The 12,137-nt window shown below is 65.8% G+C and carries 10 protein-coding genes; 8 read left to right on the top strand and 2 right to left on the bottom strand.

Annotated features, from left to right (window positions below; all coding sequences use genetic code 11):
* Positions 1-20: 20 nt before the first annotated feature.
* Positions 21-389 (top strand): histidine triad nucleotide-binding protein, encoded by a 369-nt coding sequence (locus tag ACV4UZ_RS17395; protein WP_491602049.1) that lies wholly within the window; start codon positions 21-23, stop codon positions 387-389.
* 87 nt (positions 390-476) lie between these two features.
* Here the strand turns inward: ACV4UZ_RS17395 and ACV4UZ_RS17390 are convergent, their stop codons facing one another.
* Positions 477-1,700: a UbiH/UbiF/VisC/COQ6 family ubiquinone biosynthesis hydroxylase gene (locus ACV4UZ_RS17390; protein ID WP_491602048.1), complete on the bottom strand. Its 1,224-nt coding sequence runs from the start codon at positions 1,698-1,700 to the stop codon at positions 477-479.
* 331 nt (positions 1,701-2,031) lie between these two features.
* On the opposite strand from ACV4UZ_RS17390, the gene ACV4UZ_RS17385 reads away from it, so the two are divergent.
* Complete coding sequence (locus tag ACV4UZ_RS17385) at positions 2,032-2,370, top strand: P-II family nitrogen regulator (RefSeq protein ID WP_008621271.1); 339 nt, start codon at positions 2,032-2,034, stop codon at positions 2,368-2,370.
* A 98-nt stretch (positions 2,371-2,468) separates the two neighbouring features.
* On the opposite strand, the gene ACV4UZ_RS17380 is transcribed toward ACV4UZ_RS17385, so the two are convergent.
* Complete coding sequence (locus tag ACV4UZ_RS17380) at positions 2,469-3,479, bottom strand: IS30 family transposase (RefSeq protein ID WP_491599453.1); 1,011 nt, start codon at positions 3,477-3,479, stop codon at positions 2,469-2,471.
* A 326-nt stretch (positions 3,480-3,805) separates the two neighbouring features.
* On the opposite strand from ACV4UZ_RS17380, the gene ACV4UZ_RS17375 reads away from it, so the two are divergent.
* The 6 genes from ACV4UZ_RS17375 (at position 3,806) to ACV4UZ_RS17350 (ending at position 12,121) form a co-directional block, all read left to right on the top strand.
* Positions 3,806-4,846: a hypothetical protein gene (locus ACV4UZ_RS17375; RefSeq protein WP_491602047.1), complete on the top strand. Its 1,041-nt coding sequence runs from the start codon at positions 3,806-3,808 to the stop codon at positions 4,844-4,846.
* 249 nt (positions 4,847-5,095) lie between these two features.
* Positions 5,096-6,445, top strand: a complete 1,350-nt coding sequence (locus ACV4UZ_RS17370; protein WP_491602046.1) for an ammonium transporter — start codon at positions 5,096-5,098, stop codon at positions 6,443-6,445.
* A gap of 144 nt (positions 6,446-6,589) precedes the next feature.
* Positions 6,590-7,789, top strand: a complete 1,200-nt coding sequence (locus ACV4UZ_RS17365; RefSeq protein ID WP_491602045.1) for an aminotransferase class I/II-fold pyridoxal phosphate-dependent enzyme — start codon at positions 6,590-6,592, stop codon at positions 7,787-7,789.
* An 8-nt stretch (positions 7,790-7,797) separates the two neighbouring features.
* The gene (locus ACV4UZ_RS17360) at positions 7,798-10,212 is read left to right on the top strand and encodes an FtsK/SpoIIIE family DNA translocase (protein ID WP_491602044.1); all 2,415 of its coding nucleotides are present in this window, start codon (positions 7,798-7,800) and stop codon (positions 10,210-10,212) included.
* A gap of 129 nt (positions 10,213-10,341) precedes the next feature.
* Positions 10,342-10,995, top strand: coding sequence for a LolA family protein (locus ACV4UZ_RS17355; protein WP_491602043.1), 654 nt, complete (start codon positions 10,342-10,344; stop codon positions 10,993-10,995).
* A 334-nt stretch (positions 10,996-11,329) separates the two neighbouring features.
* Positions 11,330-12,121, top strand: coding sequence for an exodeoxyribonuclease III (locus ACV4UZ_RS17350; protein ID WP_491602042.1), 792 nt, complete (start codon positions 11,330-11,332; stop codon positions 12,119-12,121).
* Positions 12,122-12,137 lie beyond the last annotated feature (16 nt).

Genomic DNA, 12,137 nt, shown 5'->3' with positions numbered 1-12,137 from the left:
TGTCGGCAAGGGAGAGAGAGATGGCCTACGATTCCAACAACATCTTCGCCCGCATCCTGCGCGGGGAAATCCCCTGCAAGAAAGTGCACGAGGACGAGCACACCCTGGCCTTCCACGACATCAATCCCCAGGCCCCGGTCCACATTCTGGTGATCCCCAAGGGTGCCTACGTCTCCATGAATGATTTCGCCGCCAATGCCTCGGATTCCGAGATCGCCGGGCTGGTGCGCGCCGTGGGCAAGGTGGCCGAGATGGCCGGGGTGACCGCCGATGGCTGGCGCATGCTCAGCAATATCGGCGAGAACGGCCACCAGGAAGTGCCCCACCTGCACATCCACATCTTCGGCGGCCGCAAGCTCGGCCACATGCTGCCCAAGACCGGGGTGTAGGCTTCTCCCGACCGGATCACCCGATCCAGGAAACATGGATGAACGCGGATGCGGTGCGCCGCGCCGCTGGCGGTTGATTCGGGGGACCTAAAGCCGCTCGCCCTTCATCAGGCGCGGCAGATCGCCCACCAGACCCATGGCGTGGCGCATGAAGAAGCGCTTGGTGTGGCCCAGCTGGTGGACGCCGGCCAGGCCCAGGCGCCGCAGGTGCTTCAGCGGTTCGACGTGGTTGGAGAACAGGCGGTCCAGCCCGTCGGTGAGGCCCAGCATCAGCATGGTGTCGAAGCGCCGCCAGCGCTGATAGCGCTCCAGGACGTCGGGGCCGCCGGGATCGAGGCCGAGGCGGAGCGCGTCGGCGATCACTTCCGCCAGGGCGGCCACGTCGCGGATGCCCATGTTCATGCCCTGGCCGGCGATGGGATGCATGCCGTGGGCGGAATCGCCGATCAGGGCGAGGCGGTGGTCGATCATCCTCTCGGCGAATTGCAGGGTGAGGGGATGGTGGAAGCGCGGCCCTTCCACGGCGATGTCGCCGAGGAAGCCGCCGACCTTGGCGGCCAGTTCGGCGCGGAAGGCCTCGTCGTCCTGCCCGCAGATGGCGGCGGCGGTGTCGTTGGCCTCGGTCCACACGATGCCGCTGCGGTTGCCCGCCAAAGGCAGGATGGCGAAGGGGCCGGCGGGCAGGAAGCGTTCGTGGGCGATGCCGTGATGGGGCACGTCGTGAGCCATGATGCAGACGATGCCGCTTTCATGGTAGTCGCGCCGGGTCACCTTGATGCCCGCCTGGTTTCTCAGCAGGGAGCCGCGCCCGTCGGCGGCCACCGCCAGGGCGGCGTGGACGACCCGGCCATCCTCCAGTTCCGCCTCGACCCGGTGGGGCAGACGCTCCAGGCGCTTCAGCCGCGCCGGGGCCAGCAGCGCGACCGAGGGCGCGCGGACGAGCGCCGCCAGCATCTCGCGGCGAATGGCCGGATTGGGCACGATCCAGCCCAGGGGATCATCGCCGATGTCCCGGTGGTCGTAATGCAGATGGAGCGGCGAGCCATCGTCGGTGACGCGGATCTCCAGGATCTCGCCCGCCTCGGCCTTCATGCCGTCCCAGGCCCCGGCGGCGGCGATCACCTTGCGCGCCGTATAGGCGATGGCGATGGCCCGGGCGTCGGAACCGGGCCGGGCCAGGGCCTCGGGCGGGGCCGCCTCGACCACGGCGACGCGGATGCCGGCGCGACCCAGCACGGCGGCCAGCAGGGCGCCGACCGGCCCGCCGCCATTGATCAGGATATCGACCCGGAGGGGAGAGGAACTGCTCATGGAATTTGTTCTGCCACCCCCGGCCGGCGGGCGCAAGCGGGGCAATGGATTAGGCAATCGCCGAGGAAACAGGCAAACGGGGTGCAAAAGCGCCCAAGATTCGAGCGGGTCTTCGCCGGCTGCCCGTGCCAACACCTTGGCAAAACGGTATTTTCCATCAATTTCATATGAGGCGGCGATTTCGGCATGCCGCTTGAATGGGAAGGGGAAGCGGAACATTCGCAAGAAGGCTTGCGACCGATCAACCGTGATTCGTTTTTCCGGCCCGCCAGGTCATCGGCGGATTCCGCACCGGGACGACGGATCCCTGGAATTGCATGGGGACCCCAAGATGAAGCTGATCATGGCCATCATCAAGCCCTTCAAGCTCGACGAGGTTCGCGAGGCCCTGACGCCGCTGGGCGTCCAGGGCCTGACCGTGAGCGAGGTCAAGGGCTTCGGCCGCCAGAAGGGCCAAACCGAAATCTATCGCGGCGCCGAATACGTGGTGAACTTCCTGCCCAAGGTGAAGATCGAGGTCGCCGTCAACGACGATCTGGTGGACCGCGTGGTGGAAGCCATCCAGACCGCTGCCCGCACCGGCAAGATCGGTGACGGCAAGGTGTTCGTCACCGAGATCCAGCAGGCCTATCGCATCCGCACCGGCGAAAGCAACGCGGAAGCGCTTTGACATCTGCCCAGCGGTGCAAGCCCTCGAAGCCCGGAAGGCCCAATTCTTCCGGGCTTCTTGCTGTCCGGATCACATTACGGTAATGCGATCCGATGGACTCACATTTCAAGTGCAACACCGAGATCGATGGCTTTTCCGAGGAAAGCCTCAAGCGGAGTTCGATATCCGAGGCACTTTCGCGGGGTGAGGTTGTAGTCCATGGCCAGGTCGTCCAGATCGGCCTGGGAAACTGCCGCGAGATCTGTTTTTCGCGGCAGTCCCCGCCGCATTCGCCCGATGGCGTTCTCGACGCCGCCCTTCTGCCAGGGGCTATGGGGATCGCAGAAATAGGTTTTCATGCGAAGCCTTGTCTTCAGGCGGCGATGGGCCGCGAATTCAGAGCCGTTATCGAAGGTGATGGTGCGGCGCTGCTCGGCAGGAAATCGCCGCAGCATGGCGGTCAGGCTGTCGGCGATTGGCTCGGCGGCTTTGCTGAGGTGATGCCGGAGCAGAAGCAGGCGCGAGCTACGTTCGTGCGCCACCAGGACGGCTTGGCGATAGCGGGAGAACAGCATCAGATCGGCTTCCCAGTGGCCGGTCTGGCGCCGGTCGGCGACCTCGGCGGGACGCTCGGCTACCGGCACTCGCTGGGGAATGAAATGCACCGAGCTGCCGCCCTTGCGGCCACGCCAGCCACGCTGAAACTTGGCGCGCGGCAGCAGCCGGTGCAGATAGTCCTTGTGGCTGTTCACGCGCCAGTAGATGTAGCGGTAAATTGACTCGTGGCTGATCACCGGCCTACCTTGCTCAAGCTCGAGCCGCCCGGCGATCTGCTCCGGGGACCATCCCATCGCAAGGCCGTCCAAGGTCAGTTTCCTGAGCGCGCTCGAGCGCTCCAGTTTGTAAAGCTTGCGCCGCCGCCGGGCGCGGGCCTGGATCATCGCCCAATCCACCTTGTAGCCGACTTGGGCGCCACTGTTGCGCTCCAGCTCTCGGCTGATTGTTGACGCCGCCCGGCCCAAGGCCCGGGCAATGGCTCGCCGAGATTTACCGTCTGCATGCAGACGGTAAATCTCGCACCGCTCATCCAGACTGAGCTGATTGTATCGTTGTCCCATCGCAGCACCCATTATAGCGGGTGTTGCACTTCGATCGTGAGCTTAGGTCCGCTGAATTGTGAGGATGATTCACCACCAAGACACCAAGGACACCAAGAGGACTCCTTTCCATTTTCGTCTTGCGCGGGCTTTCCCGCGTAACCACGCCCATCCGCGAAAGCAATTATTTCACCGGCCATGACGGAGGAGGGCGAAGGCAACCCCTTGGCTCTGCCCTCTTGGTGTTCTTGGTGCCTTGGTGGTTTTCAAGGTGGCCACTAAATTTCAGCGTAATACCTTGTGGTAAAATCGCCTTTTGATACAGTTCCTCCCAAATTCGATCACTCTGGGAACATGCGATGTTCAAGCCCAATACCGTCTTCATCGTGGGAGCCGGCGCCAGCACCGAATTCGGCCTGCCGGTCGGCAGCCAATTGAAGACCGATATCGCAAAGCGGCTGGATATTCGCTTTCCGGATGGTTACAACCAAGAGTCCGGAGATCATTCTATAACCCAGGCACTTTACGCTTCGGTCGTGGATCCGCAAACGAGGCATCGGGGCGACATCAACCCCTTCATACATGCCGGCTGGGCCATCCGCGATGCCATGCCGCAGGCGATTTCCATCGACAATTATGTGGATGCGCACCGGGATGATCCGCAAATCGCCCTGTGCGCCAAACTGGCTATCGTCAAGTCGATTCTGGATGCCGAGGGCCAAAGCCTTCTCAAGGAAGATGAGCAAAAAAATACGATAGATTTTAATCAGGTAGAAGATAAATGGCTTTCAGAATTCTTTAAGATTGCATCCGAGCAACTCAGTAGAAATGAAACTAGTAATATTCTTAATAATGTATCATTTATTACGTTTAATTATGATAGATGCATCGAGCATTATCTTGCCCATGCCATCAAAAATTATTATAAACTTGGCAAGGAGGAGGCTCAGGCGATTGTCCGGGATGCCGCCATTTATCATCCCTATGGCGTTGCCGGGTTGCTGTCCTGGCAAAATAGCGGAAGACCCGTGCCGTTTGGGAATAGCCGGGGCGGCTGTGACCTACTCGCCATCGCCTCGCAGATCAAGACGTTTACCGAGCAGACCGAGGACCACGACTCCCTGGCGGCCATGCGCGAACGGGTGGAAGAAGCGGAAACCCTGGTGTTTCTCGGCTTTGCCTTCCATCCCCAGAACATGGAACTGATCAAGCCCGAGGCGCCAAGCAAGGCGCGGCGGGTCTTCGCCACCGCCATGAGCTTTTCCGAACATGACTGCGCCGCCATCAGGGCGGACATCAACGACATGCTGGGGCACGTGCAGGCCGACATTCAGCTGCGCAATGACCTGACCTGCGCCCGCCTGTTCCAGGAGTACCGCCGCAGCCTGACACGAGGCTGAGCATTGAGTCCTGCAAGGCGGATACAGCATTGAAAATCACTGCCTATTTTCTAGACAGGGCCAGTCATTGCGGCATTATTTTTGGGCATTGGCGCCCTAATGCCGCGCGTTGCCTGCTTTTCGCGGCATGATTCCCCCGAAATTCCTCACTTGGCACGGTTCTTGTTACTGAGAGGGCAGTCGATCGTGCCCGAGGATCATCAAGGGCCGATCAAACCATTCATTCGCTGAGCCGCTTCGGGGGTAACCATGAGCAATCGTTTGAAGTCCGTCCTGTTAGGCGTAGGCCCCGCGCTCGGCCTTACGCTTCTCGCCTCGGTCGCGGGCGCCGAGGAGGCCGCCGCCCCGGCCGCCGCCGCCGCCCCGGTGGTGCTGGATTCCGGCAACACCGCCTGGATGCTCACCTCCACCGCCCTGGTGCTGCTGATGACCATTCCCGGCCTGGCGCTGTTCTATGCCGGCATGGTGCGCAAGAAGAACCTGCTGGGCACCATGATGCAGAGCTTCGCCATCACCTGCGTCATCACCCTGCTGTGGGTCATCGTCGGCTACTCGCTCGCCTTCACCGGCTCCAGCCCGTTCATCGGCGGCTTCGACCGCTTCCTGCTGTCCGGCATGGAGAAGGGTTCCCTGGCGTTGCCCAACGCCTTCCCCGAATCGGTCTTCATGATGTTCCAGATGACCTTCGCCATCATCACCCCGGCCCTGATCACCGGCGCCTTCGCCGACCGCATGAAGTTCTCCTCCATGCTGGTGTTCATGAGCCTGTGGCTGCTGGTGGTCTACGCCCCCATCTGCCACTGGGTGTGGATGATGGACGAGAAGGGCACCGCCACCGGCTTCCTGGGCGCCATGGGCGTGCTGGACTTCGCCGGCGGCACCGTGGTGCACATCAACGCGGGCATCGCCGGCCTGGTCGCCTGCCTGGTCATCGGCCCCCGCAAGGGCTACGGCACCGACAACATGGCTCCCCATAACCTGTCGCTGTCCATGATCGGCGCCTCGCTGCTGTGGGTGGGCTGGTTCGGCTTCAACGCCGGCTCCGCCGTGGCCGCCGACGGCCGTGCGGGCATGGCCATGGCCGTGACCCAGGTGGGTGCCGCCGCCGCCGCCGTGTCGTGGATGTTCGCCGAGTGGCTGCTGCGCAAGAAGCCGTCCGCCCTGGGCATCATCTCGGGCGCCGTGGCCGGTCTGGTCGCCATCACCCCCGCCGCCGGCTTCGTGGACGTCAAGGGCGCCATCGTCATCGGCCTGATCGCCGGCGTGGTCTGCTACTGGGGCGCCACCGGCCTCAAGCATGCCCTCAAGTACGACGACTCGCTGGACGCCTTCGGCGTGCACGGCATCGGCGGCGTGGTCGGCGCCATCCTGACCGGCGTGTTCGCGGTCGAGGCCATCGGCGGCACCCCCGGCCTGCTGGAAGGCAATGCCGGCCAGGTGATGAAGCAGATCTACGGCGTGCTGATCACCGGCGTCTACACCGCGGTCGTCTCGTTCATCCTGCTCAAGGCCATCGACATGGTCATGGGTCTGCGGGTCTCCGCCGAGGAAGAGCGCGAGGGCCTGGACATCGCCCTGCACGGCGAGACCGTCCACTAAGATCCTCAAGGCCTCGACCCGTCGCCGCGGGAGAGAGGTTGAGGAAGGGCGTCGGGGAAACCCGGCGCCCTTTCTCTTTGGGCCGGGCGGCAAATTGAGGTAATGAATGTTCCATCAACGTTTGCCTCGGTCCGTACAGAAGACATGACCATCGCTCCCCATCTCGACGCCCGTCTCGACGGCCTGCCCGACTACCCCTTCGCCCGGCTGGCCAAGCTGCTGGGCGCGCCGGCCGGGCCCGATTCCATCGTCATGTCCATCGGCGAGCCCCAGCACAAGCCGCCCGCCATGGTGGCCGAGGTGCTGGCCGCCAATGCGGGCCTGTGGGGCAAGTATCCGCCGGCCAACGGCCCGGCCGAGCTACGCCGGGCGGTGGCCGAATGGGCCGGGCGGCGCTATGGCCTGCCCGAGGGGCTGATCGATCCGGAAAAGGCCATCCTGCCGGTGGCCGGCACCCGCGAGGCGCTCTACCTCATCGCCCAGACGGTGTGCGGCGACCGGGGCGGAGAACGGCCGCTGGTGCTGCTGCCCAACCCGTTCTATCAGGTCTATGCCGGCGCCGCGGTGATGGCCGGAGCCCATCCGGTCTTCGTGCCCGGCGCCAAGGGTCCGGCCAGCCAGCCCGATTACTCCACCCTGCCGTCCGACCTGCTGGACCGCACGGCCCTGGCCTATCTGTGCAGCCCGGCCAATCCGCAAGGAATGGTCGCCGACGCGGCGCTTTTGGAGCGCCAGGTGCTGACGGCGCGCCGCCACGGTTTCGTGCTGGCCGCCGACGAGTGTTATTCCGAGATCTGGGACAAGGCGCCGCCTCCCGGCGTGCTGGCCACCTGCGCCGCCCTGGGCGAGGGGCTGGCCAACGTCCTGATGTTCAATTCGCTGTCGAAACGGTCCAGCGTGCCGGGCCTGCGCTCCGGCGTGGTGGTGGGTGACGAGGCGGTGATTCACGCCTTCGCCCGTCTGCGCTCCTATGGCGGAGCGGCGACGCCGCTGCCCATCGCCGCCGTCGCCAGCGCCCTGTGGCGGGACGAGACCCACGTGGTGGAGAGCAACGATCTCTACCGCGCCAAGCTGGACGTGGCCGAACGCATTCTGGGTGGCCGCTTCGGCTTCTACCGCCCGGCCGGCGGCTTCTTCCTGTGGCTGGACGTGGGCGACGGCGAGGCGGCGGCGGTCAAGCTGTGGCGCGAGGGCAACATCCGGGTGCTGCCCGGCGCCTATCTCGCCGCCGAGGATTCCGAGGATGGCAATCCCGGCAGCCGTTTCATCCGCGTCGCCCTGGTCCACGACCTGGCCACCACGGAGAGCGCGCTGTCCCGGATGGCGGAAATTCTGGGAGGATAGGAGGGACAATGGCGGCTCCATCGCGCAAGACCATGCCGTCGGGCGGGTTCCTGCCGCGCGGGACCGTGGATTTCCTGCGCCGCCGCCTGACCCAGTTGGGCGGCCTCGCCCTGCTGGCCCTCGGGCTGGCCGGTCTTGCCGCCCTGGGTACCGCCGATTCCCATGACCCCAGCTTCGACACCGCCGCCAGCGGGCCGGTGATCAACGCTTTGGGCCGTCCCGGCGCCTGGTTCGCCGATTTCCTGTTCCAGGCGGTGGGTTGGGGCGGCGCCCTGCTCGCCCTGACCTGGGCGGTGTGGGGTCTGCTGGTGCTGATCCGGGTGCGGCTGCCCGGGCATTGGGTGGTCCGCCTGATGGTCCTGCCGCCCGCCATGGTGCTGTGGGGCCTGGCCCTGGCGGCGCTTCCCCTGCCCGCCTTTCCCTCGCTGCCCGCCGGTCCCGGCGGAGCGCTGGGCCTGCTGCTGGTCAAGGGCCTCGGCCTGCTGCTGCCGCCCGAATTCGCCTGGATCGCCGGTCCCGCCGCCCTGCTGGTCGCCCTGGGGGCGACGGTGTTCGTGCTGGGCCTGACCGGCGCCGAATGGGCCGGACTGGGGCGCCGGTCGCTGGACATGGCCAGCGCCGCCGGTCAGGCGGCCTCCTCCTTGCGCGCCCATCCCTTCGCCGAGCCCGAACCCGGCATCCGTCGGGTGGACCCGGTGCTGCGCCCGGTGCCGCCGCGCGCCGAGCCGCTTTCCACCCCCCTGCCGCCCGACGAGGACGAGGACGACGATCCCTTCGTGCCGCCACCGCTCGACGAAGCCGCCGCTCCGGCCCGGCCGGCCGGCTCCCTGGTCCAGCCCAAGCGCCCGCCGGTGACCCCGGGCAAGCGCGAGCGCGCCGCCCGCCAGGGCACCCTCGACCTGGGCGCGCCGCCGCCCGGCTCGGGCTACCAGCTGCCGCCGCTCACCCTGCTGGCTCCCGCCCCCGACCAGGGGCAGACCCGCATCAACCAGGATGCCCTGGCCCAGAACGCCCGTCTGCTGGAAGAAGTGCTGTCGGATTTCGGCGTCAACGGCAAGGTGGTGAAGGTCCGTCCCGGCCCGGTGGTGACGCTGTACGAGCTGGAGCCGGCCCCGGGCACCAAGACCAGCCGGGTGATCGGGCTGGCCGACGACATCGCGCGGTCCATGAGCGCCCTTTCGGTGCGCATCGCCACGGTGCCGGGGCGCAGCGTCATCGGCATCGAGCTGCCCAACCAGAAGCGGGAAACCGTATTCTTGCGCGAATTGCTGGCCGCCGAGCAGTTCGAGAAGGCCTCGGCCAAGCTGACCCTGGTGCTGGGCAAGGACATCGGCGGCGCGCCGGTGATGGTCGACCTCGCCCGCATGCCCCACCTCTTGATCGCCGGCACCACCGGCTCGGGCAAGTCGGTGGCCATCAACACCATGATCCTGTCGCTGCTCTACCGCCTGACGCCGGAAGAGTGCCGCATCATCATGATCGATCCCAAGATGCTGGAACTCTCGGTCTATGACGGCATTCCCCATCTGCTGGCCCCGGTGGTCACCGAGCCGGGCAAGGCGGTGGTGGCGCTGAAATGGGCGGTGCGCGAGATGGAAGACCGCTACCGCGCCATGAGCCAGCTGGGCGTGCGCAACATCGCCGGCTACAACCACCGTCTGGCCGAGGCCCGCGACCGGGGCGAGGTGCTGACCCGCACCGTGCAGACCGGCTTCGATCCCGACACCGGCAAGCCTCTGTATGAGGAGCAGACCCTGGCGCTGGAGCCGCTGCCCTTCATCGTGGTCATCGTCGACGAGATGGCCGACCTGATGCTGGTGGCGGGCAAGGACATCGAGGCGGCGGTCCAGCGCCTGGCCCAGATGGCGCGCGCCGCCGGCATCCACATCCTGATGGCCACCCAGCGCCCCTCGGTGGACGTCATCACCGGCACCATCAAGGCCAATTTCCCCACCCGCATCTCCTTCCAGGTGACCAGCAAGATCGATTCCCGCACCATTCTGGGCGAGCAGGGCGCCGAGCAGCTGCTGGGCCAGGGCGACATGCTCTACATGGCCTCGGGCGGCCGCGTCACCCGCGTGCATGGCCCCTTCGTCTCCGACGACGAGGTGGAGAAGGTGGTGGATCACCTGCGCAGCCAGGGCGAGCCCGCTTACGTCGAGGCGGTCACCGAGGAGGAGCAGGCCGAGTTCGGCATGGGCGGCGAGGGTGGCGGCGGCTCGGGCGACGATCTTTACGACCAGGCGGTGGCCCTGGTCTGCCGCGAGGGCAAGGCCTCCACCTCCTTCGTGCAGCGCCACCTGCAGATCGGCTACAATCGCGCCGCCCGCCTGATCGAGCGCATGGAAGCCGAGGGCGTGGTGGGCAAGCCCAACCATGTGGGCAAGCGCGAGGTGCTGGCCCGCACCGGGGTCGAGTATTGAGGAAAGAAAATTTCACCCCGAAGGCACCAAGACGGGAAGGAAAGGATGAAGACCATATTTCTTCCACATTCTTCGTGTCTTCGTGGTGAACCATGATGCCGGCGGCATCGGACGGAATGGGACTGAGAGATGATGGGTAGATTGAAGATCGGCGTGCTGGCGTTGCTGTTCGGCCTCTTGACGGCGCCCGCCAACGCCGCCCCGCCGGCCCGTACGCCGCTCTCCCCCCAGGACAAGGCCGACATCGCCCGCGCCGAGGAGTATCTCAACGGCGTCACCACGCTGAAGGCCCGCTTCCTCCAGGTCTCGCCCAACGGCGCCTCCGTCGAGGGCGATGCCTATCTGTCGCGGCCGGGCCGGCTGCGGCTGCAATACGATCCGCCCAGCCCGCTGCTGGTGGTGGCCGACGGTTCTTTCCTCATCGTCCACGACAGCCAGCTGGGCGAGCCCAGCTACATTCCCCTGGGCTCCACCCCCGCCGGCATCCTGGTGCGCCAGGGTGTCAAGCTGGACGGCGGCGACGTGGCGGTCACCCGGGTGGTCCGCCAGCCCGGCGTGGTGCGCATCTCCATGGTCGAGGCCGACGACGCGGCGGCGGGAGAGATCACCCTGGTGTTCTCCGACAAGCCCTTCGCGCTGCGGCAATGGCAGGTCAAGGATGCCCAGCATCAGGTGACCACCGTGTCGCTCTATCAGGCCCAGAGCGGCCTTTCCCTGGATTCCAAGCTGTTCGAGTTCAAGAATCCCAAGTTCGCGGCGCCCACTCTCAACACCGGCAATTGAGCCATGCGTCAAACGCATGGCCACCATGCGTCAAGTGCACCTGTGAAGGGGGAAACGACTCCCCAGATTCCAAGGAGCACGGCCGAGACTGCAATGGTCCGGCCCTGCGGGGTCGGTTTCCCCTGCCACCCCGCGCTCCACACGGAGCAATAGGGCGCCCGGTTACCCCCCTGACCGGGCGCCCTTTTCGTTTATATCTCCCTCACTCGCCGGGCGCGGCCTTGCAGGCCGCTTGGCTTTCGCGCCATAAGGCGCGGCGCGCCTTGCGCTTGCCTCCTCGCCATGGGGCTCGTCGGGAGGCATGATGCCCCTATCAAGCCGGAGTAGCCTCGCCTTGCGTCTCGTCACCTGGAACATAAACTCAATCCGCCTGCGTATCGACCTGTTGCGGCAGGTGGCGTCGGTGATGAACCCCGACATCGTCTGTCTGCAGGAAATCAAGGTGGACGATCCGCTGTTCCCCCTGGACGATTGCCGCGCCATGGGCTTTCCCCACGTCGCCTTCCACGGCATGAAGGGCTATAACGGTGTCGCCATCCTGTCGCGACTGCCCCTGGCCGAGGTCCGGCCGCTGTCGCGCTGCGGCCGCGACGACCGCCGTCACCTGATGGCGCGCCTGGAGAACGGGGTGGAGGTGCATTGCCTCTATATCCCGGCCGGCGGCGACGTTCCGGACCCGGAAATCAACGACAAGTTCGCCCACAAGCTGGATTTCGTGCGCGAGGTCACCCATTGGGCGGCGGCGACCTTCACGCCCCAGTCCCGGGCGATCCTGGCCGGCGACTTCAACATCGCGCCCCTGGAAAGCGACGTGTGGTCGCACAAGCAGCTGCTCAAGGTGGTCAGCCACACCCCCGTCGAGGTGGAACTGCTCAACGCCTTCCAGGCCTCGGTGCCCTTCGTCGACGCGGTGCGCCATTTCGTGCCGCCCGAGGAGAAGCTGTTCACCTGGTGGAGCTACCGCTCGCCCGACTGGCAGAAGAACGACCGTGGCCGGCGGCTCGACCATGTCTGGGTGACCCCCGCCCTGGCGCCCACCTTGCGCTCCACCCTGGTGGCGCGCGAAGCCCGCGCCTGGACCCAGCCCTCGGATCACGTGCCGGTGATGGTGGATTTCGACCTGTAGGCGGATAGGTTGGAAA

This window comes from Paramagnetospirillum sp. (genome assembly GCF_058402745.1).
Note: the sequence above shows the minus strand (reverse complement) of the source record. Positions and strands in the feature narration are given on the sequence as shown.

Coding starts and splice junctions, on each gene's coding strand:
- ACV4UZ_RS17395 (WP_491602049.1), top strand. CDS start 21: ATGGCCTACGATTCCAACAACATCTTCGCCCGCATCCTGCGCGGGGAA.
- ACV4UZ_RS17390 (WP_491602048.1), bottom strand. CDS start 1,700: ATGAGCAGTTCCTCTCCCCTCCGGGTCGATATCCTGATCAATGGCGGC.
- ACV4UZ_RS17385 (WP_008621271.1), top strand. CDS start 2,032: ATGAAGCTGATCATGGCCATCATCAAGCCCTTCAAGCTCGACGAGGTT.
- ACV4UZ_RS17380 (WP_491599453.1), bottom strand. CDS start 3,479: ATGGGTGCTGCGATGGGACAACGATACAATCAGCTCAGTCTGGATGAG.
- ACV4UZ_RS17375 (WP_491602047.1), top strand. CDS start 3,806: ATGTTCAAGCCCAATACCGTCTTCATCGTGGGAGCCGGCGCCAGCACC.
- ACV4UZ_RS17370 (WP_491602046.1), top strand. CDS start 5,096: ATGAGCAATCGTTTGAAGTCCGTCCTGTTAGGCGTAGGCCCCGCGCTC.
- ACV4UZ_RS17365 (WP_491602045.1), top strand. CDS start 6,590: ATGACCATCGCTCCCCATCTCGACGCCCGTCTCGACGGCCTGCCCGAC.
- ACV4UZ_RS17360 (WP_491602044.1), top strand. CDS start 7,798: ATGGCGGCTCCATCGCGCAAGACCATGCCGTCGGGCGGGTTCCTGCCG.
- ACV4UZ_RS17355 (WP_491602043.1), top strand. CDS start 10,342: ATGATGGGTAGATTGAAGATCGGCGTGCTGGCGTTGCTGTTCGGCCTC.